At 60.6% G+C, this 26,263-nt stretch carries 21 protein-coding genes; 14 read left to right on the top strand and 7 right to left on the bottom strand.

Annotated features, from left to right (window positions below; translation table 11 throughout):
* Positions 1 to 5: 5 nt before the first annotated feature.
* The 7 genes from WDZ95_RS13930 to WDZ95_RS13900 all read left to right on the top strand — a co-directional run bounded on the left by WDZ95_RS13930 (position 6) and on the right by WDZ95_RS13900 (position 10,349).
* Entirely contained in the window at positions 6 to 959 is a 954-nt protein-coding gene (locus tag WDZ95_RS13930) for a TRAFAC clade GTPase domain-containing protein (RefSeq protein ID WP_425779311.1), read from the top strand.
* Between the two features lie 3 nt (positions 960 to 962).
* A complete protein-coding gene (locus WDZ95_RS13925) occupies positions 963 to 1,796 on the top strand; it encodes a hypothetical protein (RefSeq protein WP_425779310.1) in 834 nt (277 codons plus the stop codon).
* Positions 1,797 to 1,802: 6 nt separating this feature from the next.
* The gene (locus WDZ95_RS13920; RefSeq protein ID WP_425779308.1) at positions 1,803 to 4,289 is read left to right on the top strand and encodes an effector-associated domain EAD1-containing protein; all 2,487 of its coding nucleotides are present in this window, start codon (positions 1,803 to 1,805) and stop codon (positions 4,287 to 4,289) included.
* 26 nt (positions 4,290 to 4,315) lie between these two features.
* The gene (locus WDZ95_RS13915; RefSeq protein ID WP_425779306.1) at positions 4,316 to 5,419 is read left to right on the top strand and encodes a caspase family protein; all 1,104 of its coding nucleotides are present in this window, start codon (positions 4,316 to 4,318) and stop codon (positions 5,417 to 5,419) included.
* A gap of 938 nt (positions 5,420 to 6,357) precedes the next feature.
* Complete coding sequence (locus WDZ95_RS13910; RefSeq protein ID WP_425779304.1) at positions 6,358 to 7,356, top strand: hypothetical protein; 999 nt, start codon at positions 6,358 to 6,360, stop codon at positions 7,354 to 7,356.
* A 291-nt stretch (positions 7,357 to 7,647) separates the two neighbouring features.
* A complete protein-coding gene (locus WDZ95_RS13905) occupies positions 7,648 to 9,477 on the top strand; it encodes a caspase family protein (protein ID WP_425779302.1) in 1,830 nt (609 codons plus the stop codon).
* The gene (locus WDZ95_RS13900; protein ID WP_425779300.1) at positions 9,474 to 10,349 is read left to right on the top strand and encodes a hypothetical protein; all 876 of its coding nucleotides are present in this window, start codon (positions 9,474 to 9,476) and stop codon (positions 10,347 to 10,349) included. The genes WDZ95_RS13905 and WDZ95_RS13900 overlap by 4 nt, the downstream gene beginning before the upstream one ends.
* A 299-nt stretch (positions 10,350 to 10,648) precedes the next feature.
* On the opposite strand, the gene WDZ95_RS13895 is transcribed toward WDZ95_RS13900, so the two are convergent.
* The gene (locus WDZ95_RS13895) at positions 10,649 to 10,858 is read right to left on the bottom strand and encodes a helix-turn-helix domain-containing protein (protein WP_425779298.1); all 210 of its coding nucleotides are present in this window, start codon (positions 10,856 to 10,858) and stop codon (positions 10,649 to 10,651) included.
* A gap of 150 nt (positions 10,859 to 11,008) precedes the next feature.
* Between WDZ95_RS13895 and WDZ95_RS13890 the strand changes: the two genes are divergently transcribed.
* The 4 genes from WDZ95_RS13890 (at position 11,009) to WDZ95_RS13875 (ending at position 16,727) form a co-directional block, all read left to right on the top strand.
* On the top strand, positions 11,009 to 11,248 hold the full coding sequence (locus WDZ95_RS13890) for a hypothetical protein (protein ID WP_035624045.1): 240 nt from the start codon (positions 11,009 to 11,011) through the stop codon (positions 11,246 to 11,248).
* On the top strand, positions 11,241 to 12,782 hold the full coding sequence (locus WDZ95_RS13885) for an Arm DNA-binding domain-containing protein (RefSeq protein ID WP_425779296.1): 1,542 nt from the start codon (positions 11,241 to 11,243) through the stop codon (positions 12,780 to 12,782). Before WDZ95_RS13890 ends, WDZ95_RS13885 begins: the two co-directional genes overlap by 8 nt.
* Before the next feature lie 202 nt (positions 12,783 to 12,984).
* The gene (locus WDZ95_RS13880; protein WP_425779294.1) at positions 12,985 to 15,045 is read left to right on the top strand and encodes a hypothetical protein; all 2,061 of its coding nucleotides are present in this window, start codon (positions 12,985 to 12,987) and stop codon (positions 15,043 to 15,045) included.
* Positions 15,046 to 15,062: 17 nt separating this feature from the next.
* Positions 15,063 to 16,727 (top strand): AAA family ATPase, encoded by a 1,665-nt coding sequence (locus tag WDZ95_RS13875; RefSeq protein WP_425779292.1) that lies wholly within the window; start codon positions 15,063 to 15,065, stop codon positions 16,725 to 16,727.
* A gap of 779 nt (positions 16,728 to 17,506) precedes the next feature.
* Here the strand turns inward: WDZ95_RS13875 and WDZ95_RS13870 are convergent.
* From WDZ95_RS13870 to gspG, 6 genes are all read right to left on the bottom strand, one after another.
* Positions 17,507 to 17,860, bottom strand: coding sequence for a hypothetical protein (locus WDZ95_RS13870; RefSeq protein WP_425779290.1), 354 nt, complete (start codon positions 17,858 to 17,860; stop codon positions 17,507 to 17,509).
* Positions 17,861 to 18,066: 206 nt separating this feature from the next.
* Positions 18,067 to 18,681, bottom strand: a complete 615-nt coding sequence (locus WDZ95_RS13865; protein ID WP_425779288.1) for a hypothetical protein — start codon at positions 18,679 to 18,681, stop codon at positions 18,067 to 18,069.
* Positions 18,678 to 19,514, bottom strand: a complete 837-nt coding sequence (locus tag WDZ95_RS13860; protein ID WP_425779286.1) for a hypothetical protein — start codon at positions 19,512 to 19,514, stop codon at positions 18,678 to 18,680. The genes WDZ95_RS13865 and WDZ95_RS13860 overlap by 4 nt, the downstream gene beginning before the upstream one ends.
* Before the next feature lie 13 nt (positions 19,515 to 19,527).
* A complete protein-coding gene (locus WDZ95_RS13855) occupies positions 19,528 to 21,174 on the bottom strand; it encodes a GspE/PulE family protein (RefSeq protein ID WP_425779284.1) in 1,647 nt (548 codons plus the stop codon).
* Between the two features lie 7 nt (positions 21,175 to 21,181).
* On the bottom strand, positions 21,182 to 22,381 hold the full coding sequence (locus WDZ95_RS13850; protein WP_425779282.1) for a type II secretion system F family protein: 1,200 nt from the start codon (positions 22,379 to 22,381) through the stop codon (positions 21,182 to 21,184).
* A gap of 40 nt (positions 22,382 to 22,421) precedes the next feature.
* The gene (gene gspG / locus WDZ95_RS13845; RefSeq protein ID WP_425779280.1) at positions 22,422 to 22,874 is read right to left on the bottom strand and encodes a type II secretion system major pseudopilin GspG; all 453 of its coding nucleotides are present in this window, start codon (positions 22,872 to 22,874) and stop codon (positions 22,422 to 22,424) included.
* Positions 22,875 to 23,280: 406 nt separating this feature from the next.
* On the opposite strand from gspG, the gene WDZ95_RS13840 reads away from it, so the two are divergent.
* The 3 genes from WDZ95_RS13840 to WDZ95_RS13830 are packed head-to-tail and all read left to right on the top strand — an operon-like array spanning position 23,281 to position 26,262.
* The gene (locus WDZ95_RS13840; protein WP_425779278.1) at positions 23,281 to 25,332 is read left to right on the top strand and encodes a secretin and TonB N-terminal domain-containing protein; all 2,052 of its coding nucleotides are present in this window, start codon (positions 23,281 to 23,283) and stop codon (positions 25,330 to 25,332) included.
* 31 nt (positions 25,333 to 25,363) lie between these two features.
* Positions 25,364 to 25,750 (top strand): prepilin-type N-terminal cleavage/methylation domain-containing protein, encoded by a 387-nt coding sequence (locus WDZ95_RS13835; RefSeq protein WP_425779276.1) that lies wholly within the window; start codon positions 25,364 to 25,366, stop codon positions 25,748 to 25,750.
* Positions 25,750 to 26,262, top strand: a complete 513-nt coding sequence (locus tag WDZ95_RS13830) for a type II secretion system protein (RefSeq protein ID WP_425779274.1) — start codon at positions 25,750 to 25,752, stop codon at positions 26,260 to 26,262. The genes WDZ95_RS13835 and WDZ95_RS13830 overlap by 1 nt, the downstream gene beginning before the upstream one ends.
* Position 26,263 lies beyond the last annotated feature (1 nt).

Below are 26,263 nucleotides of genomic sequence, written 5' to 3'. Positions count from 1 at the left end.
TCGCCATGGACCGCTGTCCGCACCCCAAGTGCTCTGCTGACGACAACATCACATGTTCCCTGGGCCACATCAAGCTCGCAAATTGCCCTGAGTGGAAGAAGGTCGTCCCAACCTCCACGTCCGCGCAATCTAATCCAGACGAACTGGCCGTGCCGTGGAGCGGCTCTGCCCTTGGTGAGTCCGACCTCAACTTCATCAGTGGCAGGGGCAAACCCATTACCGTTGGACTCGTGGGCCCGGAAAGCTCAGGGAAAACCACGGTGCTGGCCGCGTTCTATCTGTTGCTCGGTCGTGGCAACCTGACGCGCGAAGACAGCCTCTTCAGCAATTCGTACACTCTGGCTGGTTGGGAGGCTGTCGCCAACAACCTTCGCTGGAAACCTGGCCAACAAGCCCCTCACTTCCCACCGCACACCACCAGCCGGGCCGCGCGCGCACCGGGCATGCTCCACATGGCCTTCCGCCGCCAGGATGGAGCGCTGCGCGATCTGCTTTTCGCTGACGCCCCTGGAGAGTGGTTCCAGAAGTGGTCCATCAATCAGCAGTCTTCGGAAGCCGAAGGCGCCCGCTGGATTGCCAAGCATGCTGACGTCACCTTGCTAATTGCCGACCGTCAAGCGCTCGCTGGGCCCGCGAAGGGCACCGCCAGAAACGACTTCCAGCTGCTGGCGCAGCGTGCGGTCGCTGAATCACAAGGCCGGCGCTTGGCTCTTGTTTGGACCAAAGGCGATGTGGAAGTGGCACCAGCGATGGAGGCGCAGATCAGGAAGTCATTGGGCTCCACTGCATCCAATGTGCCCGAGTTCACGGTCAGCGTTTTCAAACGCGGCGAGGTCGAAGCCTCGGAAGGCTTTCAGAAGCTCTTCAGCTGGATCCTTGAGACCAAGCGCCCAGGCATGCAACTGCCCACATCGGAAGTGGCCGGCCACGACCTGTTGTTCCGCTACGGAAGGAGATAACCGGTGTCCGCACAACACAGCATCCTTTTGGTCGGCGAATCGAATGTCGGCAAGACACACTACGGCGCGCAGTTCTTGAAGCGACTGATGGTCGAGTCATGCGCGCTCAAGCGCAATGGCGCCGCGACCAACCTGGAAGCCTTCACCACTGCGCTCAGCTGCTTGGCTGACGGAAAGGCGACCGACCACACTCCCGCCAGCACTTACGTTGAGAGCGTCTGGCCCATAAAGGACGATGCAGGCCGCACCGCGGAACTCGTATGGCCGGACTACGGCGGCGAGCAGGTGCGCAACCTTGTGAAGCAGCGGCGTATTCCTGCTGCGTGGCGTGAGCGCGTCCTGGCCACCACGGATTGGGTGGTGCTGCTTCGCTTGCACTCGCTGCGTGCGGAGGACGACCTGTTCTCCAGGCCGCTGCAGGCTTTTGCTGGCCCTGAGACCAAGGAAGTCACCGAGTACGAGTCGTCAGACCAGGCCAGGACGATCGAACTACTGCAGATGCTGCTCTACCTCGCCCAGCTGAACCTTGACCGCAAACTGCGCAAGCCTCGCCTGACGGTGTTGCTGAGCTGCTGGGACGAGCTTGAAACCAGCGAGCTGCCGGAGAAGTTGCTTGCAGCAATGCTGCCGATGTTCTGGTCGTTCATCCGGAGCAACTGGCAATCTCCCACGGTCATGGGTCTGTCGGCTCTGGAAAAGGCGCTCAGCAAGACCGAGTCGAATGAGGAATACGCGATTCGCGGCCCGGAGGAGTTCGGCTACGTCATCTTGCCTGATGGCAAGAAGGACAAGGACATCACGCTGCCTATCCAGCGGCTGATGGCCGAACCGGCCTGAGCGCAAATGCGAGTCGAACAGGCCGTCTACGGACAGGTTAGCGAGCGTGGGCATGGCTTGCGGGATTCGAGCGACAAATCTCGGCTTGCGGCGGAAATTTTTGGCCGGCTGGACCTTCCCGACGGCGTGCCCGGCGGGGTGCAGGGGTGGTCTCCGTTCGTCCGGGGCTTCCCCATTGCCGACCACTATGTGATTGCCAAGACGTTCCTGGACCCGAGCGCATCCCGCGGCGGCATGGTCCTGTCTCACGCGCTCATAGTGAGCTTGGACGACGTCTGCGACCTCGGTAGCCTGGCCCCGCTGTTCGGGCTTCTGGCAACGGCCGTAAACCAGTTCCCGATTTCGATCACGACTCTCGACCTTCAACTTGCTAGCAGTCATGAGCCGTATGCACCGGACCTGGTCGGAGCGGCCAACGCGCTGGCGACGCTGCAGCAGCTGCCGGTCGTCAGCGTAGGCGTGCCAGGATTTGAGGGTCTGGTCGATGCGCTGTGGCAGAACCTCAGCCCCGAGATGCGTCGCTCTTTTGCGTTTCGACTGAGCTTTGGGCCTGCCGACCTGGTGGAGCAGCCGCTGCCCACAATCGTCTGCACGCCTGAGCAGCTGCGCGCTCGCTGGCTGAAGCATGCTGTTGTCAATCCGGAGGACGCCGTGCCGGCGTCGGCGGTGGCTGCGGTGCTTTGTGGTCAACGGCCGCTTGCCCCCTTGGTGGCGCTCGCCTCCGACCTTGGGGTGACGCTTGCGACAGTCAAGGAATTGGGCCGCCTTGAACGGCTGCACGCCCTACTTGAAGGCAAGGGTGATTTCGATGACCTTCTTTCGGCGGTTCGCATGGTCGACGGGCTCTCCTCGGACCCGAAGGTTGGCGTTGCCACCAAAGGCGCTCTCCTGAGCAGGCTTGTTGGGCTCGTCCCTGCTGCCAGTGTGAGCCAGTTGCTCGTCTTGAGAAATCTCCTCTTGGCCGGGTTCCCGCAGGCCCAGCAGTTCTGGTCGGCGGTCGAGCTTGCTGTGGCCAAGCTGAAGTTCGAGCCGGCGCATGACGCGGAGCTCGGTGAACTCGCGCAAGCCGCTGGCGACCAGGACCTTGCGTTCGAACCGTGGCGTGCCGCCGCAACCGCGGGCATATTGACTGCCGCGCGCAAGGACGGTGCGCCAATCTACCAAGCGGTCTGGCGATGGGCCGATGGCAACGCGCCGGCGTTTTCTGCGCTCGTAGATGCTTTGCCGACTGAGCGCGCCTTTGAGCAGCGTCTCGCTGCTGCTGTGCCGAGGAAGCTCCATGTCGCCAAGCCAGAACAGTTGCTCGCGACTGTGTTGAAGAAGCGCTGGCTGATGGCCTATGGCACCATTCTGGCGGCGACGCTGGCGCCGCGTGACGCAGCGCGCCAGCAGCTCGAGGTCGACAAGGCAGCCGGCCATTCGGAAGGCCTGAAGGCTGCCCTTGGCCACGCTAGCGCTGCGCAGGTGCTTGAGTGCGCGGTCAACGAGAAAGACTCGCGCTTGGTGGACATGGCTGCGGACATGTCGGTTTCTGACCCCAAAGTGCTTTCCAGCATCCGTGGCAAGGACATCGCCGAGCAGAAGGTTTGGGCCTCTGCTATCAAGAAGAAGTCCTCACTGTGGAACGCGCCGAAGAAGGCCGCTGACGTTCGCGACACCGTCTTAGAGCAGCTTGTCGACGGGCATGCGGTCGATCCGAGCCTGCTCGAAGCCTTGGCGCACACACCGCTTGCGGATGTCTGTTCGTTCCCGCGACGAGCTGAGCTTTGGCATCGGCTGCCCCAACGAGATGCTTACCTGCAGGCAACAGCTGCCGGATGGCTAGAACATGCTGGGGCCAGCGGCAAAGCAACAGCTCCCGAAGACATGCTCGAGCGAGCCATAGTCGCGAGCCCTCAGCTGCCAGCTGTCCTTGGTAGGCCGTCTGTTTCAGTCGACGCAAGCCTTTCGATCATTGCGGCGCTTGCGTCGTTCTCGGAGCCGATGTTCATCACATGGCTCGAAACAATGCTGCGGGGCATGAGTGTGCTTTCCGCCGCTTCCTCGAAGCGACTGGGGACGCTCGTTGCGTCCCAGCGCTGGGACTGTGCTGCGAATACTCTCGCCGACTTCTATTCGACGCGTCGGCGCGCCGACCTTTTGCCGGCTCTCCGTGCGTGTTCGGGGTTGCTGGGCATGTTTACCCGCTGGCGGCTTGGCGTTTCTGCCCCGACGGTCACTGAGAAATGGGCTGCTCTGGAAGATGTAGCATGCGATCTCTACCCGGCCGGCCCTGATGACGAGCAGCTTTGGTCACGGGCAGGAGGTAAGAAGTCCGACCTTCCCGGGGGATCCCAGAGCGGCGCCGCCCGTTGGCATGCCGCGCTGAGTTCAGTTCGGTTCGGCGGTCGACCTAAAGCCGGAGAGCTTCTTTTCCATATGCTGAAGGACTTCCCCGACAACGAGCAGTTGCGGCTTTACGCCAACGACACCGACATTGTGGGCTATCGCTGACCCGCGTATCACAATCCATTTCAGTCATGACTTTGCCTGGCTACCACCAAGGACATGCGCTGCTGGTCGGCGTTTCTAAGTACCAACACATCTCATCCCTGCCGACCGCGATCCTGAACGACGTGAAGGACATCGCCGCGACGCTGTCGTCGGCTGACTACTGCGGCTACGCGCGGGACAACGTCGTGTCGCTGCTCAATGCCGATGCCACGCGACAAACAGTGTTGGATGGTCTGGGCGCTCTGGCCGCCCGCGCCGGGGAAGATGAAACTGTCTGCGTGTACTTCTCTGGCCACGGTGCAGTTCTGCCGAGCACCAGTGGCGATGACAGTGCGCTGCTAACCGTGGACAGTGACCTTGCCGACCTCGCCGGCACCGCCATCAGTTCCGGCGACCTGGCCGCCGCACTCGGCCAAATCAAGGCGAAGCGCGTCCTTGTTTTCATCGACTCCTGCCACGCTGGCGGCGCCGGCCTTTCCAAGGGCCTGACGGACAGCCAAGGCCACGAGTTCAAGTCTGGATACAGCCCAAGTGCTTTCGCCAAGCTCGCGGTCGGCACAGGGCGAGCCTTGATGGCATCGTGCCGCGCTGATGAGGAGTCCGGCGTCTTTATGGGAGCGAGGAACAGCATTTTCACCACTGCGTTGCTTGCAGGCCTAAAGGGCGCCGCGGACAGAGACAACAGCGGAGTCATCAAGGTCTTCGACCTGTTTGAGTACGTGGCCGAAGAGGTTCCTAAGGCTGTCTCGGACAACCAGCATCCCGTCTTTAAGGCTGACAATCTTGAGCAGAACTTCCCGATCGCGTTGAGTCGTGGCGGAAGGAAATCACCCGCCAGCGCTTCCACGCCGTCAATGCCGGTCGGTGCTGACCATTGGAGCCAGCTGGAGCAGTGCCTCATTGAGCTCTTCCCAACCGGGCCGCGTGAACATGAGTTGTGGACGCGGGCCGGTGGCGACCTTTCGAAGCTTATGCTCTATGGGTCGGGTCAAGCCATGTGGCATTCGGCGCTGCGGACCCTCAAGAATGGCGGAGGCGGAAAGAACATCAGCTTTGGATCGCTTGTAGCGGCGGCGAAGGAAGACTTCCCGAATCACCAGCTGCTGACATCGCTCGAGGACCACCGTTGAGCACAGCCGGCGAGGGGCTGAGCATTGACGTTGAACGACAACTTTGCGCGGCTCTTTAGTAGAACTCTACTTCCGCCTTGGGCGACATGAGTTTGCCGCGACACGAAGAAGCTGCCATTCGGACGTGTGCACGGCCAGCCACGCGGCCGAGTGACAGGTTGCGAGGGTGACGCAGCCATTCGCGGCCGGCGACGCTCAATGGCTGGTGTTGGCGGATGCTGCCGTTCAAGTTCGGCTACGCGAACGACTCACATCAGTCTGATCTTGTCATTGAAGAGAACCAGCTATTGTGCCGAATGGCGAACGCGCTTCCGGTAGGCGCCAATCACTGCTTCTGAGACTGAACAACTTGGCCGCCCTCTCTCGAGGCGGTTTGACAGCTGTGGGAGTCGACTCGAATAGCCCTAGCTGGATAGGCGTTTCAATCGGTCCGATTCCTCCCCAATCCAAGATGGGTAGGCGCTGCCCGGAGCGTCGGCTGATGACTGCCCAGGCCCGTACCTCGATCCAAGGTATGCCTGCCGATTGATATGCCAACCGCTTGATGGCGGACACCGCATGTGTATGCCAGACCTCTATGGCCAGGAGGAGCCGACCAGAGTTCGCGCAGTTCACGACCAAGTCTGGTATGTATCGCCGCCCAGCCGCTTTCAGCGGAGCTTCTGCCCGAACTGTCACGTGCACCCCTTTCTCTATCAAAGGAGTCGCACCCCGCCACGTCACGCCACCGTGAAACCACCCGTACACAATGTGGCCTGCTCGAAGCTGTTCTCGAAGCACATTGATTGCCATTCGGTGAGGGCTGTAGAGGCTCCTCGTCTTGGTTGCCCGCCGGTTCCCCGAGCGCTTGCGCGCATTACGCATGGCGCGAGACTGCAAATCTTGCTTCTTGCTCATGGCACACCTCAGTTGGTTCGGGTGCGGGTAAGCTGCCAGCGATGAAGTCAGATTTGCAGTCCTCAAACCTCCATGTACCGTCCGAGTCTGCGTTGACTCAGGCTGGTAAGGTAGCGCTCACATTTCTCGAAGAAACTGGTCAGACTGAACGAAACCAAGCCGTCCAAGTATTCCGCCATATGGCCCAAATCGCAGCTGAGCGGGGTCACGAACTATCGAACATCGAGTTCGAAACGGTGGCTTTGAAAGAGATCGTGGCGGCCAATACTCTCAAAGGGGCGAGTGCGTGGATGAGCCCGTTGTGGAAACAGTTGGAGGATCGCCAGGAGAGCTGGGGCCCAGGCCTGAGATCGACCGCGATTCAAATGGGCTACAGGTTCACGCCCAAACTAAGGAAACTCCATGGCTCTCCCGCCAAGTACCAGCTGACCGCGGATCCTGTAGAGATTGATGCCGGCGACAGGCATCCGACACCCACCCCGGATGGAGGAATCCGGTATACGCCCGCAGCAGTGGCGGCTCCGGGGGCGGTGATATCGGCTGGATTGCGTGGCGGAGTTGTGCGTCACACCCTCCCGCTAATCGTTTCCACGAGTGTCTTCGTGACTGTCGCAGTTTTTCTGCTTTTGTTCAGCGCGTGGTGGCTGGTGGTCACGGGACTGCGTTCGAACAGTCCTCTATCTACTGCGCATGTTTCCTACACGGTCATGTGGTGCTTCGTCTCATGGGTTGTGTGGCGTGTATTCAAGTTCATGAGTGAGCTTGCCGAACTCGGGATCGTCTTGGCTCCCGAGTTTCTGGTCCCGTTCAAAGAAGACCACGTTACCTTGGAACTCCAACCCAGAGATGGGAACAAGACGGGAGCGTTCGCATTCGTGCGCTACACCGCCACCTGTCCCCAATGCAAAGGACGTGTCTTGCTGCACGACGGGGGCGAGGAATTCAAAGGCCGAATCGTGGGTCGCTGCGGCAACTCACCGCGGGAACAGGTGTTTTCGTTTGATCAGAGGTTGCATGTTGGCCGTCCAATGCGCGGCTAGACTCAGAGTCGGCTCCAGACTGGTCAGAGTCACTCGCAAAGCTGGCCTCAGTGGCCGCTACCGCCGCGACCGGGCGTTCGAATGCACGGTCAACGAAGGTTCGCCTAGGCTCGCCGCTCGATCAGCACCACGGAGGCCCGCGAGTTGCCCTAGGAAGAGAGTCGGAAGTGGTCAAGCGCGTACCTGGCATTTCGCAACCTAAACTCACTGCAGCTACTCCAGTATGAAGCGGCCTTGCCGCCAATGGTGTAGGGGCGAGGGCCACAAGTAATACAACTTCAAGGAGTAGCAATGCGCCGAGCGATGGTTGTTATCGGTGTGGATAGGACAAGCGGCTCCGATTTCCCGCCACTCAATGCGGCCGCCGCAAGTGCTGCTGCGATGGCTTCGTGGGGCAGGTCGCAGGGGTTCGAGGTAGATGAGCTGACGGATGCCAATGAGTGCGAAGTCACTTTGGCGGAGATCTTCAACTGTGTGAGGAGGATCGTTGACAAGCGGGTCTACGAACAACTTGTCCTGTACTTCTCCGGGCACGGTTTGCTGTTGGCGCCGGACTCCGAGGCCTGGCTGCTGTCACAGGCGCCCGCCAATCCGAACGAGGCGGTAAACGTCACCCAATGCATCCGCCTCGCTCGTGTAAGTGGCATTCCCCATGTCGTTTTCGTGTCGGATGCCTGCCGGTCCATGCCGGCTACGTATGGATTGGCCATGGTGACGCCGGGAAGCGTCTTTCCGAGTGCGTCGCCACAGTCAAATGCGCCTGAGGTCGACACTTTCTATGCCACACTGCCAGGCAACCCGGCTTACGAGGTGCCTCCGGATCAGGCCGTACCGAGCTACCGGGCATTGCTCACTCACTGCCTGTTGCAGGCATTGAAGGGGGAGCCGCCCAGCCTCATAAGGCAAGTGCACCACGATGGCGCTAGCCTCCATGTGGTGGCGTCCCGAGAACTTAAGCGGCACTTGCTCAATGCCGTACCGAAGGCTGCACGGGCGGCGTCTATTCACCTCACGCAGTCGCCCGATATCCGTGTGGAGTCGGAACTGCCCCGATACTTGGCTGAAGTGACTCCACCGCCCGATTTCAGCGAGCGGCTCGCGGGACAGTTAATATCAAAATACGTAGGGGCGGCGGCCAAGACCGAGGCTTCGTCAGAGCCAAAGCTTGAGCTGACTCTCGCGGCGCGACTCTACGAGCAACTTGACCTGGCGCTGGGCTCGCCTGGAGTGCGGAAGCACAAACGGATGCGCGACAGCCTCACTCTTGGAGTCGAGGACCCAACGGCGGAGTTGCGGCGGATACTCACCGTCGCACCTGATCTCGATGCGAACATCGAAACCGGCTTCGCTTTTATTGGCATTGAAGCCGAACGCGCCTTCGTGCAACGAGGTCACTATCGCGCTCGGCTTACGTCTGGGCGGCAACTGCATCTGCTGCGCACTTCCCCACGTTTGGTAGAACCGACTCAGCAAGCGGACGCCGTACTCGTCCGCTTCACCGATGGGACTGGCATGTCGTTGTCCGTGCTTCCTGGCTTCATCGGCGTCGTGATCGCTGAAGCTGGCCGCATCATTACAGTGAACTATCGTCCATCTCCGGTAAACGAGTTGGGTTGGGAGACATACAGTGACCGCAGGGAGGAAGTGGAAGAAAGCAAGGCACTCATGGGCGCGCTCGCGCTCCACGGCCAACTTCGTTTGACCAAAGCCACCGTTAGAGCCGTGGCCAGCGAACTCCGGCGATACAAGCGAGTGGATCCAACACTTGGCTTGTTCGCTACGTATGCCTATGCGCTGTCGAACATCGACGCGGAAGTGGTTTCAGTCTATCGCCACATGTACCGCGATGGCCTGCCGGTACTGTTCGATGTGGCCATGCTGGCATCTCAAGCCCCGCAAGCGACCCAGCTCTCGCCAGCGGTGGCTGAGCCATTGAAGCGGCTGGATTTCGCGCCTTGGATGCCTTTGCTGTCACAGGGGTGGCTTCTGCTAGGAGAAATCGAAGAGTTGATGCCACCAGTCCTGCGGGAAGCTCGACGCTACCTCATGCCCGGCTTATGGACCCGGTTCGCCCCGGAGGGAATGGAGATCCTGGAAAGCAAGCTGGTGGTGGAGCGATGAGGTTGATCTTTGTTCATGGGATCGCTCAGCAGGGCAAGGATCCCGATCAGCTAAAGCAACTGTGGTACGAGGTCCTGCAGGACAACCTGCAACTTGCAGGAACGGCTTTACCCGCTAACGTAGAGATTGGATTCCCGTTCTACGGTGATGTGCTTTTCGGCTTGACTGCTCAATTGGCTCAAACACCGCCCCTCGGCGTGAAGCTGAAAGGATCGGCGTGGCCATCTGGGGATTCCGAACGGCTCGAGCTCGCGTTAGAACTTGCCAGCAATGCAGGGATTTCACGGCAGCAGATCGAAGCTCAGCTGTCGCCTATGATCCGGGAGAAGGGGCCTTTGCAGTGGGAATGGGTGCATGCCGTCCTGTCGGTTTTGGACCAGTCGGTCTTCATGGGCGACATCACCCTACAGCAGGCAACCGCTGAGGTCCATGCTTACCTGAACTACCCCGCCGTGTCGGAAGCGGTCGACGCGATATTGAGTGCTGCATTCGGAGGAGAGGAGCCGTGCGTCATTGTCGCGCACTCCTTGGGAACGGTAGTCACGTACCGCGTGCTCACCGCGCTGGCTGGCGCAGTTGATGTCAGAGCGCTGATCACGCTTGGGTCCCCACTTGGCTTAAACACTGTGCGCCGCAAGTTACCGAATCCTTTGGCTGTGCCCCGTCGTGTGAGGAAGTGGCAGAACGCGTACGACGACCGGGACGTCGTCGCGCTGCTTCCTCTTGACCAATCCCGTTGGGACGTTCAGCCTAGAATTGAGAACTTCAACGGTGTATGCAACGACACGGATAACGCGCACAGCATCTCTGGGTATTTGAACGACCGCCGCGTGGGTTCTTGGGTGGCGGACGCCTTGGCTCATCAAGCGTAAGCGGTCAGCGGAGTTTGCTGACACTTGCCGAGCCTCTGGAGTCGACAGTGGCAGCGAATGACGACCATCCGTGAAGAGCGCGATTCCACATCACTGCCTCGCTGATCGGCGCCCGCCGCAGAGGCGCCTTTCAAGTTGTCAGGCACGAGCACACTAGTGCGAGGGCTGACGCAGTGTCTGCGCGTTCAGACTCTTGTGCATGTCGCCATTTGCTACTTGTTGGTATGACGTGTGGAACTGGTTGCGTACCTGTCCGGAAGACCAACGCTACGCGGCAACGTTGCCGGCGATTCAAGTCTTCAGCCCTCGTCAGGCACGTACTCGAATAAGTCAGCTACGCCGACGCTGAAGTAATTGCAGAGCGCGTTGATGGCGTCGAGATCGACCCTGGTCGCAGTCTCCTGATACAGCAGCGTAATGGTGTTCCGGTGAAGGCCGGTGTCTCGCGCAACATCGCTGATCTTGAGCTTTCGCTCCCCCATCACGCGGGACAGGTGGCACTTGATCACATCACTCTCCGTGGCTTTTTTTCACTCAGGATGCAAAAAAGCACTTGACAGTGGCATTTAGGCGTCCATAATGTCGTTCAAGGTGACAAAAAACGATCCTTCGAGCGTTTTTGGCATCTGAATTGTCGCATTGGATGAAAGGAGTGACCAGTGTCTACAGCGACCTACCTCACCACGGACGAGCTTTCCGCTCGGATCAAGTACGACAGCCGAACGATCCGAGATCGGCTCAAGGACAGCGTTCTCATCGAAGGGCGTCACTACATTCGCCCCTTCGGTGGTCGTAAGACGCTTTACATCTGGGAGCACATCGAAGCCGATATGGCGATGGCGTCATCGGGCGGCTCTGCCACGATTCCGCTGGCCAATGGAGGCATGCTCCATGGGTAGTATCCGCCGCCTCGACAGCAAGGGCACGCTGTTCCTTGACTTCCGATACGCCGGACAACGTCTGCGCGAGTACACCGCTCTCGCGGACACGCCGATGAACCGCAAGCGCCTACAAAAGGCCCTTGAGCGCATCGAAGGCGAAATCGCCCTCGGCACGTTCGACTACGAGAAGACCTTCGGAAAGCCACTTCCGGCCAAGTCTGGCCATACGGACTCCGAAGCTTCGAGTAACGACGCTGAATCTTCTCAGCCAACCGCGCGCAGCGGCACTCCCTTGTTCAAGGACTTCGCCGACATGTGGTTTGCCGAGTGCGAAGTGTCCTGGCGCCGCAGCTACCGCGTCACGCAACGGGGATCGCTGGACCAGTATCTGATCCCGTACTTCGGGGACAAAGAGGTCGGCCACATCACCAAGGCAGACGTTCTGGCTTTTCGGGCATCACTCGCCAAAGTACCCGCCCGAAAAAGCCTCTCCACGCTGTCCAACCGTCGCATTAACTCCGTGATGAAGCCGCTGCGTCAGATCCTCAACGAGGCGGCCGACCGGCTGGAGTTTACGTCCGCGTTTCGCAACATCAAGCCGCTGAAGATGAAGCGAAGCGACGTCATGCCCTTCACGCTCGAGGAGGTCCAGCAGATCCTCACGACCGTGCGGGCCGACTTTGGCACCTACTTCACCGTGCGCTTCTTCACCGGCATGCGCACGGGGGAAGTCCATGGCCTGAAGTGGAAGTACATCGACTTCGAGCGCCGCCTGATCCTGGTTCGCGAGGCCATCGTGATGAAGGAGGAAGATGAGCTCAAGACCGATGGCAGCGTGCGCGACATCCAGATGACTGACCTGGTGTTCGATGCCCTGCAGGCGCAGTTCAAGGTCACCGGAAAACTCTCCGAGTTCGTGTTCTGCAACCGCAAGGGTGAGCCGATCGACAACCAGAATTTTCTGAATCGGGTCTGGTCGCCGCTGCTGCGCCATCTCAATATCCCTCACCGCAGGGCGTACCAGATGCGGCACACGGCAGCGACGTTGTGGCTCGCCGCGGGCGAAGCACCGGAGTGGATCGCGCGCCAGCTCGGCCACACCAGCACCGAGATGCTGTTCCGGGTGTACAGCCGCTACGTGCCGAATCTGACCCGCCGTGACGGCTCGGCGATGGAGCGGCTCTTGAAGCAGCACATCTCGGTCGCCCCGGTGCAGGGCCTGGTGGTGCGCCTGCCGGAAGAAGCGGCCATGTTGCCTGCGGCCCAGCAGGCAGGGGCGCACGCTGCATCAGCCGAGACCGCGGCCAACGATGTGCTCGATCCGTCGGCTCTCCTGTCGCAGCCTGGCGCGCCGCTTCAGAACGGGCAGGCCAGCTCGGCGCCGGCGGCCAACGAGGCGCAAGCCTTCGAAGTGCTGCCTGCGCCGCGCCGCCGCAAAAGTGCATCGGGTGCCGAAGGCCGGAATCGAGTCGGCACCGATCCGGGCGAGGCGGAGCTTGCTGCCTTGCTCAGGCCACCCCCGCTGCCGCCGTTCCTGAGGCACGGCTCATAGCGCAGCGCTGAGCGCCCAGGCGCTTTTTCGACCCACGAACCCTTACCAGCTGACTGTTGACCGGCCGGACCGATGAGTCCGCTGCACCGGTGAGGCGAAGCCTTGCCTGAAACAGCCCAAGCGTATCGAAACCACCACTCAGACCAGCCCGATCTCCGAACCCAAAACCCGAATTTCCGATTCATCACCAAGGACCAAGACCATGAACTCGAATCTCAAGACCATCGCCCAGATCAACAACCCGGCCGTTGACCAAGCAGCCCATGGCCTCACCGGTCACATCCAGCCGCACGCGGACCCGGTGGCCCACGCCCTGGCCATGCCGATCATCCTGCAGGAACTCTCCAGGAACATGGGCGAGTTCGAGAAGGACGTGCGCAGTCAGCTCTCGGCGCGCCTGAACAAGCAGGCGGCCAACGACAAGGCCCTCCCGGAAAACTCGACTCGCTCCGGCGCCGGTGCTGGCGCGGGCACCAACGGCTTCGCGCCCTACGCCGTCTCCCCCGGCGAAGAGATGCCCAACCTGCTGGGTGAACTCGCCGAGCCCGGCTCGGTGTTTCGCGTGAACACGCTGCTGAGTGCGGCTTTCCCGTTCGGCCCTGTGGGCCCGTACATGAACCAGCACGGCCAGATCTGCCCGCGCCGCGAGGGCAGTGTGTCGATTGCCCTGCTCGGTAGCGGTGACCAGACGCTCGTGCTGCCCGCGCCCACGGAGCAGACCAAGATCGCCGAGGCCGCTTCTCCCCGTGTGCGCTCGATCCGCGCCACCAAGACCCGGATGCCAGGTGTCCCGGGCGATGCCTTGCTGGTCACCGGCATCGATCAGCAGCGCTCGGGCCGCGGCTCGGGTCCCTGGCTGCTCGATCACCTGGGCTTGTCGGAGGGCATCACCGCCGACCTGAGCCACGCCATCCTGAGCCTGAAACCCGCTCACCAGGCCTTCTTCATGGCTGCGATCGCCCGGGCCGACATCGAGCAGGCGCTGGTGGCCCTGCTGCCCGAGGTGCGTGCGCGCAGCGTGGTTCACCCGTTGGCCTTGGGCGTGGTCGCGGCCGAGCAGGTCAACAGCCCGGAGCTGACCCGCGACGAAACCTCCCTCGTTCGCCTGGCCTGCCTGATCGCCGAGCTCGGCTCTCTGCATGCAGCGCCGGATCTGGCGTCCGGTGGTGGCTATTCCTCCAGTGAAGCCCTGGCCCGTGAACGCGAAGCCGAGCGCGCCGCGCACCCGCTGACCCAGCTCACGCTGCGCGGCCTGCTCACGCGCTTCATCAACCTGGAGCCGATGGGTGCTGAGGTGGATTGCCAGGGCGGCATGAAGCAAGCGGTCAACGACGGCGTCTGGCTGCAACTCCTGCTCTCTGATGCGGTGCACCAGCAGTACCGCATCGGCAGCAAATACGGCCCGCTGGGCAAGAACCCGGTGAACCCGCGGTTCGCGCTCATGGCGCAGACGTTCGGCGATGCCATGCGGCTGGCGCGCCGGGAAGCCTATGCCCGTCTGCGCGATTCGGATGGCGAAGCCCAGCAGCCGCTGCCGCTGGAGCCAGTGCCTACGCTGGTCACGGCGGCGCTGGCGCGGGTCCCGGCTGAACAGGTTGAACCTGATGCCCAGGCCGATGCCGAAGGCTCCGGCGATCTCTCCTCCGCAGAGACCGACGAGGACCAGCTCGCGCTCGCTCTCGACGAAGGTCCTCTCACCGAGATGCCCGAGATCGATGATTCCAGCATCGATGATTCTGCGGGGCTTTGGTCCCTGGCAATGTTCTCGGCCTCGAAACCTGCTCCGGTGCGCATCCCCGACCACGAGCGCCGTGCCTACGAAAACCGTTCCATCCCCTGGCCCCGCCCGAGCCTGGCCTGGGCGGCCGGCATGCTCGACGGCGACGGGTGCGTGGCCATCGTGAAGCAAACGTATCCGAACCGCGCCAGCACCTACCGCTTGGTGGTGCAGGTGACGCAGAACGACCTGCAGACCCTCAAGCACTTCCGGGTGTGCGTGGGCGTGCCCGAGCAGATCCATGAGGTCAAGCGCCGCATCAGCCACAACCGGCAGGTCTACGCCTTGATGTACTCCGGCCCCAAAGCCGTGCTGGTGCTGCAGCGCCTGGCGGCTCACCTGGTGCGCAAGCGGGCAGAAGCCGAAGTGGCCCTGTCCTTCATCGACAAAGGCCAGGTGGGCCGGCGCTTCGGGGTGCGGGGTGTGCCGCCTGCGATCGAGCAGATCCGCATCAGCCACTACAACAAGCTGCGCGCGTTGAAGTGAGGCCGGGGAGAGCAGACATGACCGACCCCAAGAAGACCGATTCCGAGAGGACCGATCCCGAGACCACCACCCCGATCGGCCCAGGCGTGTCCATGGTCGCCGCGGTGAGCCCGTACCTGAGCCCCAAGCCGGGTTGGGTACTGGCCCCGATGGCCCGGCGCCGACCGCCCAGCTTCACTGCAAAACCCGCGGAGGGCCGCTCGCGGCTGCTGCAGGACGGCAACTTCGTGGGCCTACCCCACTTCGCCGACAACTACGACCACGAGCTCCTGCTGCCCCCTGGCGTGGCCGAGCAGTTCAAGAAGCTCAAACAGCGCCTGGAGAAGGAGGCGGCTGAATCGCCCGAGACCGACGAAGACGGCCAGCACGTGGGTCGGCCGGAGGATCCGGCGCAGCGAGAGAGAGCGCGAGAACGAGAGCGAGAACAAGAGCGAGAGCGAGAGCGAGACCGGCAGGCGCTTGCTGCCAAGGCGGCCGAGCGACAGGAGCAGCAGACCCGGGAGAGGCTCGAGGCGGAACTGCGGCGCATGGGCGTCAACCCGGATCAGGGCGAGCTGCGGGCCCAGGTCGAGAAACTGCCGCTGACCCAGCGCCTGCGGGTGTACCGGGAAGAAGACGTGCAGCGCATGGCGGCCTCAGCGCAGAGCGTGGACACGGACGTGAATAAGCGCAATGAGCCGCTGGGCTACCTGCTCAAGGCCAAGGGCCCCTGGCGGCGGATCGGATCGCCGGAGTCGGTGGAGGCGATCCTGGCGTTGCAGGAGGATCATCCGCACTTCGGTGAAGTCATCGAGTTCGTGGCGAACCACGTGGCGCTGCAGAAGATGCGATTCGACGCAGGGGACGCCGGGACGGGGAATGCGCCGGCGAAGGGAAAGAAGGTCAGGGCGGGGAAGGGCGCGGGCAAAGGGCCAAGCTCGAGCCTTGAGGCGGCAGACCAGGTGAACGCGCCGGTGCCACCAGTGCGCCTGCCTCCCTTGCTGCTTTACGGCCCACCCGGTGTCGGTAAGACCCACTTCTGCGAATCCCTGGCCAAGGTGCTCGGGATGCCGGTGCGCCGCCACCCGATGGATCAGGCCGAGACCTCCTCAGCGCTGCTCGGCTCGGACGCGACCTGGGGTAACTCGCGCTATGGGCTGGTCTTCGATCTGCTGGGGCTGGGTGAATATGCCAATCCGCTCGTGATCCTGGATGAGCTGGACAAGGCGCAGGCGGTGAGCAAAACCACGGGCGGGTTCTCATCGCCGATCGGGGTGTTGCACTCACTGCTGGAGCCGGTCTCAGCTGCCAAGGTTCGGGACATCAGTCTGGACATGGAGCTCGATGCGAGCCAGATCGCCTGGATCGCCACGGCCAACTACCCCTGGTGGGTGCCGGCCACATTGCGATCGCGCTTCAAGGAGTTCCTGATCATGCCGCCGGATGCAGAGCAGGCGATTCAGTTGGCGAGGAGCGTGGTGAAGCACGCGCTGAAGGCTGCGGGGTTCGGGGCAGGGGAGCCGGATCGGCGAGTCGTGGTGGCGTTGGCGCACTTGAGTGCGCGGGAGATCTATCAGACGGCCTTGGGAGCCTCTGCCGCGGCGGCGCGCCGCGGATCGCACCAGATCGGGATGCAGGATCTGCCGATCGAACTTGGTGAGAATGAGGATCGCATGCAAGGTGGCGCTCGCTGGATGCACTAGCAATGCTCCCTCGCTAGCTTAACTTTGTGTCTTTGAAACCGGCAGCAGCCCAGTTTGAGCATGCTCAAAGTGATGGGTCAGCGACAATTTGCCCTGCAGCAGCCCAATGCATCGGGAGCGGGCATCGCAGGAGCACCCTTATTGATTATTGATGTCGACGCGACAAAACATGACGGCGTCCGTCGGTCAAAGCTACCAACTTGACGTGTTCGCTTGTGATCTCCTCAACGCGATAGCCATCGATCTCATCTCCAGGTCTCAGGACCATCACGTCATTTCCCGCTCGCAGAAAGGCGAATGGTCGCCCATCGCCAAGACTCTTTCCAGATATGCCGCCCAGTATCTCGAAAGGAACCGAGGGCGCTACAGACATGGCTGGGGAGCCCACGATAGCAACACTTGGTGATGGCGTTGTAGAGGCGGGATTGGGTGGTCTTGCGGAAGCCGAGATCGTCGAGGCGCTTGCATCGTTGGTCTCAGATCCCGTTCTAGAGCCAAGTGGCCCGAATGGATTCCACGCCATGGGATCGCGAGGGATGGTCGTCAAGGGCACCTGTGGAGTAGCACGCGGACTGGGCGCGGCCTCCAAAGGCTGCGGTGTTGCGAGTAGCGCTGGCTCCTCTTTGGAGGGCCAGTTCGGTCCTTGAGACGGGCTCTCATTGCCTTCTTCTGGGGAGAGAGACAAGCTCCAGTACGCGGAGAGAAAAAAGCTCAGGCTGGCGGCTCCGATCAAGCCCATCACCTGCCACCAACGGATGGGGCGATTCCCAGAGACCGATTCAGTCGACATTTGTAGAGCCGGCCGATGCGCGGTACAGCATCAGAAACTGAAATGTGGTGTCAACCTCCGTCGCCTGCAGATCAGGTCGTTCGACAGTCAGGCTATGAATGCCTAGGTGAGGGAAGGTCTCGGCCATGCTGTGCAGGAATGAGCGAATTCGAGGGTACGAATCACTCATCTGCACGGTCATCGTGTGCAAGCGAATCCCAGGCTTTGGATCTGGCGCCCATTGGTGGTCGACCTGGCCCAATCGTAGATTGTTGGCTCTCGCAACTTCGAAGATACCCTGCAAGTCTTGTAGGTGCTCTTCGTCCCTGGTGAGGGTCGGCGTGGGTTGGGGCAGCTTGAGCATCTCTTGCATCTCCCGTGCATCCGAATCATTGGCAACTTCGGCATGTGTCAGTGTCCTGAAGCGGTCAACCTCTGCCTGCATAACAAACGCGGCGGCTCCCAGCAAGAGGCCGAGTACGGCGCTGGAGGCGCCTACAAGCGCGCGCCACGGCATTCTCAATAGGAGGCCATCATGACGCTTGAGGCGGGGGACCTTCCAAAGGTTTGTCATTGCACCTTGCCCGTTGAGCTATTGACTGAAGGCTTAGCTCTGCTCGAACTCCAGTGCACCAAGAAGACCATTTGACGAGAATCCTTGTTGAGATCGTCCACCGGACTGTGGGAGACAAGTTCTACTGCCACTATGGGCTCGGTGCGACGAAGTCGGTCCAAGTAGTCGACCATGCCCGACTCGGTCAAGGCCACGGCCGTCACACGAGCAGTTCCATCGAAGCTTTGGCGTTCTTCTGGCGTCAGTGACAACAAAACGACTCGCCCTCCTGATGCTTTCCCAACGGTCTCGAACGCCCTCAGAAGATCCAGCCATCCTGCCTTTTGCAGCGCTGCGATATACCGACTTTCGTCACGGGCAGCCTCCAGACTTGCATGGCTTCTCTGCAGGCGAGATCTTTCTGCGTCACGTGCGGCCTGAACACTGCTCTCTACCTCCGCTGCCTGAGTCTGTGCATCGCGAAGGTGTGTGTAGCTGAGCGTCAGGGCCGCCGTTCCTGAGACCAGAAGCGTCAGCCCAACCATCAGTATCGATGCCTGGTGGCGACGCCATACAGAAACATCATCTAGTGCAAGATCAATACCGTTTGGTCGAAAGCGCACCATGCTCACACCTTGGATTCGAGTGAAACGTTGTTCGCAGCGCGCGGCCAACTGGTGCGATAGATGGCAATGTCAAGCACTTCGTCTGACGACCTCAGGAAGCGGCGGATCGCAGCTTTCAAGGCAGTGTCGTCTGCCTCAGAAGTGCCTTGAGGTGGGATCCACCCCCGCCACATGGCGCTAGGCGATCCATTGCTCCAGCGAAATAGCTGTACCTGTGGCGCCCGGCAACCCGTGCTCATGAGTTCTGTCCAGAGAATCAGAGCGTCCGCGGCGCTTGCATCTTGCCTGCGGTACTTTGCTGGCGCATCAAATACCCTTTGCATGAGCTGTGGAGACAGCGCCGCGGGCAAGCAGGAGCGTAGATGCAGCCTGCTTTCTTTTGCGAAACTAGAAATTGCCTCGTGAACCGAGCGGTTGGTGGACGACACCAGGAATGCGCCGGTAGGCGCCAACTTTTGCGAACGTGTGATCCGCTCACCGGGCTCTAGTCGCCACACATGATGTGCCCAGGTCTCGGCGATACCTTGCATTGCATGGTGAGGCGTCGTGGCGGTTTCCCCGGGAGGAAGCTTCATTAAGCCGACGAACACGTGAGCTGCGCTCAGTCGGACATCTAGCATGACGTCCGAGGGTTTGCCTGGGAAAAGCCCTCGCAAGTCAAGCCAGGCTTCGTCGAGCGCGTTGGAAATCGACCGACCATTCAGGATCTGTCGATGCGCGCGCGCAGCGACGTCGGCACGCTCGTCAGTGTGAGCGTGCTTGCGGCCCAGCCACCATGGCAGACGCTTTGGTTCTGTCAACTGCATGTTGATGTGATCGGCCGCCACATCAATGTTCAAAAGCCACTTCAAACTAGTTCGCGGGGGTAACCCGATTGATTTCGTCGACCGTCGTGACGCCAGATGTCACGAGTTCAAGTGCCGCGTCCCGCAGACTTTGAAAACCGTTCTTCAAGGCCGCTTGCTTGATCGCCGTGATGGACTCGTGCCGGAGCAGCAAATCGCGCATATCGTCATCGATATGAAGGGTCTCTGCGATGGCTGTTCGCCCTCGGTAGCCGGTTCCTCGGCAATGGGAGCAGCCGACAACATGCTTTAAGCGAAATCCTTCGTCGTGATTGGTGGTCTCGGGCAAGTATCTCCTTTCGTCATCTGTAGGTGACTCTAGAACGGCGCACGATGGACAAGTCGTGCGAACCAGTCTCTGAGCGACCACGCCTGTCAGGGCTGCTACCAGGCTGTAGCGATCAACACCCATGTTGGCGAATCGACCGATCACGTCAAACACGTTGTTGGCGTGGATCGTGGTGAATACCTGGTGACCAGTCAACGCGGCTTGCACCGCAATCTGCGCGGTATCGCTGTCACGAATCTCCCCTACCATGATCTTGTCTGGATCATGTCGAAGTACGGAGCGCAGACCTCTCGCAAAGGTGAGTCCCTTCTTCTCGTTTACCGGGATCTGAAGCACCCCCGGCAGTTGGTATTCGATGGGATCTTCAATCGTGACAATTTTGTCCAGGCCGGTATTGATCTCGGAGATCGCGGCGTACAAGGTGGTCGTCTTACCGCTGCCTGTCGGGCCGGTGACTAGAAGCAGGCCATAGGGCAGGCCAGAACAGCGGCGAATGAACAACTTTGTCTTGGAACCAAACTTCAGCGAATCCAGCGTGAGTGTCTGCAAGTGACCAGTCAGATGCTTTCGATCCAGAATCCTGAGTACGGCATCCTCGCCGAAGGCGTTGGGCATGATCGACACCCGAAAGTCGACCTCTCTCTGATCTATTGCCACACGAAATCGACCATCCTGAGGAACGCGTCGCTCGGAAATGTCGAGGTTGGAGAGCACCTTGATGCGCGAGATGACTTGATGCGCGGTTTCGGCGTTCTCCACCTGCTTGATCGTTTGAAGCACGCCATCCATGCGGTACTTCAGGCGCAAACTGTTGCCCTGGAGTTCGAAATGGATGTCTGAGGCATCTGATCGAAGTGCATCCAGTAGCGTGGAGTCGAGCAAGCGAACAGTGGGATTGCCGGTGGACTCGATGGTGGCGAGGGACAGGCTCAATGGCGGCTCGTCTGTATCAAGGCCACCGCTCCATCCGTTCATGTCCACTGAATCCATGGCGCGCTGACCTTGCTCCGCCATCAGAAGACGGTGGTCGAAGTCATCCTTGGTCGTCAGAACTCGGACAACCAAAGGTGCCGCAAGGTGTTCCAGGCGAGCTTCGATCCAGCGATGGCGATCAAGGTCGAGCGGGTTGTGTTGTACCCAGAAGATCACTTCCGCCATGCCGGCCCGGGGGCAGCGGGCCAGTATGGAGCCGCGCTTGGCGCAGTCAGAAAACCCCAAGAGACCGAAGTCAGGTTGCAACCCCTCTAGTGTCCCTCGGTCCATGGCCTGCATGCCGTAGTAGCGTGCTAGGTCATGCAGGGCCGCATCCGTTGAGTCTTGCAGGGACTCTGATGGCGTGATGTCGATTGGCGCCAGGTCGATCATTAGCAATTCACTCAATGCTGGAGGCCAAGTCAAAGATGGGTAGGTACATCATGATGACGATGCCGCCAACCAATACGCCAAAGATGATCATCATGATTGGCTCGATCAATCGGCTGGCGATGTCGATCTTCCTCTGTAGGGATCGCTCATAGAAGTCGGCCGTTCTGTCCAGCATCTCTGACAGCGAGCCGGAGCGTTCGGCCACGCCCAACATGCTGCTGGCGACGGCGTCAGAAAGTCCAGCCCTTGTAAGTGCGTCACTCAGCCCTGTACCCTCGCGGATAAGTTGCAGTGCATGTGCTAGCCGATCCTGATCTCTTGGCTCCAACAGCTCTTTGCAATAGGGAAGCGCTGTATGGATTGGGACGCCGCGGGAGGTGAGGATGGCCGCGGTGCGATACATCTGAAGATGCTGGAACTCCCGCGCGATCTGGTTGATCACGGGCAATGAGGCCAGCCACTTGCGGCGATTGGATGCGGTCTTGAGCTTCGATATCAGCCAGATCGCGGCGGCAGTGAGCACGGCGAACATGGCATATGTCTTGCCGGTGTTTTGCGCAACGAAGCGTCCCCAGTCCATCATCAGCCGTGAAAGGAGTGGCAGATCACGACCGTTGATGTCGATGAGCGCAGCAAAGCGGGGGACCACTACGCTCAAAAGCAACACGACCACGATCGTGCCGACGATCAGCAGCAACAAGGGATATACGCTTGCGCCTACCACGCGATCGCGAACGGCGCGCAAGCCCTCTTGGTGCTTGGCGTATCGCCTGAGTCCAAGGGCCAGATCTCCGGTTTGTTCACTGGCCGCGACGGTGGCGATCAGCAGATCAGGGAATCCGCTGGATCGCTTGAGCGAATCCGACAGCGAGTGTCCTTGCGTGATGTGCTGGATCAATTGATCGATTAACGATCTCGTGGATTGGGCTCGCTCACGCGAGCGCAACGCTTGCAGGGACTCCTTGACCGTCACTCCCGCATCGAGAAGAGTGGACAGATCCAGCGCAAATGCGATGACGTCGACACGATGTCGTGGACTGCTGAGGCCATCCAGCAATCGAAACCGGCGTTGGGTAACAGGGTCGCAACGCAGGACCGACATTCCTTGTCTGGCGATGCGCTCTCGCGCAAGCTCGCTGGAGTCGACGTCTATCGTGATCGACCGGAGTTGTCCTGTTTCGTCGACGCCGATCACACGGTGTTCCACGATGTCTCTCTACGAAGGTATTGCTGCACTGATCCGCAACTCAATCCCTGTCGGACAGTGCGATATCGCGGTCTTCGCCGCTTCCTCCCGCTTTGCCGTCAGCACCCAGCGAGACGATTTCCACATCTTGTAGTGATGCTGCAGGTCGATAGATGTATCCCCTGTCCCATGGATCCATGGGAACCGTGCCCTTGAGGTATGGGCCTTGCCAGCGGGCAACCCCGGGGGGTGGTGTGGACAGGGCGTCGAGTCCTTGCTCCACTGTGGGATAGCGACCCACATCGAGGCGGTATTGCTCGAGGGCTTTCTCAAGCGCAACCATCTGTGCTTTGGCGACCTTGGCTTTAGATTTGCCCACCGTGTTGAAGTATCGCGGGACCACCAGGCCAGACAGCAGGCCGATGATGACGATCACGACCAGCAGTTCCAGAAGCGTGAAGCCACGCTGGCGCGCGTTTGGCAACCGCGCGCCAAGATGTGATGCAGTAGACATGACGTAGATGGTGTGACAGCGCGCCGCACGAGCCGTGCGACCAACGAAACAAAAGTTCTTGTGAAAGCTTCGCGAGCCACCTTCCCAGAAGGCTCACGCATGGGATCCATTATTCACGGACTACGCCCATGCCATGTCAATCGATTACCCCCTAGGAGTAAATTCGTACAACGAGTGCATGCTCGCCAAGCTGTAGCAAGTTGGCGACATCGGTAGGTCCCTCATCGCACTCCTGAGCGCTTTGCACTAGCATGCATCAGCGCGCAAACAATGCAAGAGAGATAGACGCGATTGGTTGGCCTTGGAGGCGCGTGGAGGCGGGGTGGCAGGTGCACTCAAGCACTCCGTATTGGGGAGGCAGTCTGCGAAGTACGGACTGCTAGCGAAAAGTAGCTAGGAAATGCTCATGTACTTCGGGGAGAGGCGTACTGACGCCAACGCTTGGGTAGCGCGTTTGGCACTTAGGTGTTGTTTGGCGCTACCGATCGGCCTCAGCATCACCGCTTGTGCCAGCTACCACAACGTGGTTGGCAAGGCGAAAATCGCGCAAGACCTTCGCGAGGAGGGTGTCCAGTCTCTAGGGGTTGCGGCGAAGACCGCCCCGCGCGACGCTGAATATCAGATCGACTTTCTCAATCATCGCGACCGCGTGGCGGATCACTTCCTCAAGGAGGCGGATGCATTGCGCGCTGAGGGGAGCCTGAGCGCTGCTCGCGAGGCATACGAAAGGGTTCTCCGCCTTGACCCTGGCCATGCTCGTGCCGCAGAAGGTTTGCTGGCGTTGCAACGCGATGCACGTCACGAGAAAACGCTTGTCGAGGCAGAACGTCTTTTCGAGCAGGAGAGGTTCGATTCCGCGCTAGAGCGTGTGGATGCGGTACTGGTGGGCAATCCCCAGCATCGCAAGGCGTTGCATCTCAGGAACGTATTGCGCGACGCCAAGCATGAGCACGAAGCGGCGCGAGAGCGAGACCGCTTGGCTCGCAGTGTTCTCGATGCCCGCGTCACACTGCAACTGCGAGAGTCCACCTTGCGTATGGCCTTCGAGGCGTTGTCGCGATCCACGCAGCTCAACATCCTGGTAGATAAGGATGTCAGGCAAGACGCGAAGATCACCATTTATGTCCGGGATGTTTCCGTATCGGATGCCATCGATCTGATCCTGCTTCAGAACCAACTGGACAAGCGGGTCGTCAACGGCAACACCATTCTTGTCTACCCCGCCAATGGGGCCAAGCAAGCTGAGTATGAGGACCTCACGATCCGCAGCTTTCGTGTCACCAACGCCGATCTCAAGCACCTGAGTGGCGTGCTGAAAACAATGCTTCGACTCAAGGAGGTGGCGGCTGATGAGAAGACCGGCATCCTTGTGGTTCGCGATACACCCGAGCGACTGCGTCTTACCGAACGCCTTATTGCCGCGCACGATCTGCCGGATCCAGAAATCATGCTGGAGGTGCAGGTCCTGGAAGTCTCCAGCAGCCGCAGCAGCAACATCGGTTTCAAGCCACCTACCAGCCTCACGCTGACCACTCCAGGGTCTGCAAGCGCGCCACTGACCTTGGGCCAGCTCAACAATCTCACAAGCCGTGATTTGTTGACCTCGCAGTTGTCTGCTGCCTTGAACTTCAAACTCGAGGATGGCGACGTCAAGACACTGGCCAGCCCACGGATTCGTGCGCGCAGCAGGGAGAAGGCCAAGATCATGATTGGTGATCGTGTCCCCACGGTGACCAACACGGTTACCCCCATTTCCACGGGCTCTTCGGTGGTCACCGGTACGGTGACCTACCAGGATGTGGGTCTCAAGCTCGAATTTGAACCCGAGGTCTACAGCAACAGCGAAGTGGGCATCAAACTGAGTCTGGAGGTGTCGAACATTGCGCAGTCGTTTACCGATGCCAACGGCAGCCGCTCGTATCAGATCGGTACGAGAAACGCGAGCACCAACCTACGTCTGAAAGATGGGGAGACCCAGGTTCTTGGGGGGTTGATCTCGGACCAAGAGCGCAACACAGCCTCGTTGGTGCCGGGCCTGGGGCATCTGCCCATCGTCGGTCGCTTGTTCGGCAACAACGATGGCGAGAATTCTCGCTCCGAGATCGTGCTGGCGATCACGCCCAGGATCGTTCGCGATATTCCTATCGCGGCACTGGAGTCGCGACAAATCTTTTCCGGCACAGTCAACTCGATTCGGGAGCGCCCAATCCTGGTCGATCCGATACCGGAGCTTCGCATCTCAGGTGCTGTGGGTGCGCCGAATGCGGGTGGTGGACGCGGCGCGCCCATAGCGGGCGCGGAGGGTGCGGGTCAGCCATCGGGCATCGCTCCTTCGCCCCCAGGTCAGGTGTTGTTCAACCCGGCCTCGCCCGTTGTACCGGGCGCGCCTGTGCCAGCCGCAGGTGCCTTGCTCCCACCGCCGCCGCCCTTGGTGGTCAGGCCACCCGTCTCTCGGTAGGTTCTCGCGCAAGCCAGTGGAAAGCTTACGGATGTGGACCTTCAATGCCATCGCGAGCAAAGCCCGCCATCGACAGATGCGAGGCTTCACGTTGATTGAGATCCTGGCCGTCTTCCTGTTGCTTGCCTTGCTGTTGAGCCTGGCCGCGCCGAGGTATCTCTCCACCGTGGATCGATCCCGCGAAAAGGCCAGGCTGCAGAACCAGAGCACCATCCGCGACGCTCTGGACAAGTTTCGGGCGGATCAGGGACGCTATCCCACCGAGCTCACGGAGCTGGTGCAACGCCAGTATCTGCGCGCCATCCCGATCGATCCCGTCAGTGGGACAGCCAACTGGGGGCCTCTTCTTCATCCTACGGGCTTAGAGGCCGGTGTTTACGATGTGGCGGCCCCAAAGTCGAGCGAGGAGCCTGATTGATGCAGCGTCTCGTATCGACGCGACCTGACCGCGATTTCTGCCAGCGAGGATTTACGCTGGTGGAGCTTCTGGTCACGCTGGCACTCGTTGGCGTCGCAGCTGTCGTGGTGTTGCCGATGGCCAGCTTGGTGGAGCAGCGGGCCAAGGAGGCCGAGTTGCGACAGGCGTTGCGAGTCTTGCGAACCGCGATTGACGAGTACAAAACCGCCGCGGACGCGGGGCTGATTGCCAAGAGGACTGGCGCCTCAGGGTATCCCCCCGATCTGGATACCTTGGTCAAGGGTGCTCCCAGAACATCCACCTTCGGATTCAATTCATCGGCCATGGTGTTTCTGCGCTCGATTCCGCGCGACCCTTTCCACTCCGACAAGACAGTGCCGGCCTCCAGGACTTGGGATCTACGGCGCTATGGTGCTCAGGCGGGAGACCACGCACCCGGTGACGACGTTTTTGATGTGTCGTCGCGTGCTGACGGTCAGGCCTTGGATGGGAGTTGGTTGCGTGACTGGTAGG

Source organism: Hydrogenophaga sp. T2 (genome assembly GCF_049843535.1).
In the GTDB taxonomy this organism is placed as follows: Bacteria; Pseudomonadota; Gammaproteobacteria; order Burkholderiales; family Burkholderiaceae_C; genus Hydrogenophaga; species Hydrogenophaga crocea.
Note: the sequence above shows the minus strand (reverse complement) of the source record. Positions and strands in the feature narration are given on the sequence as shown.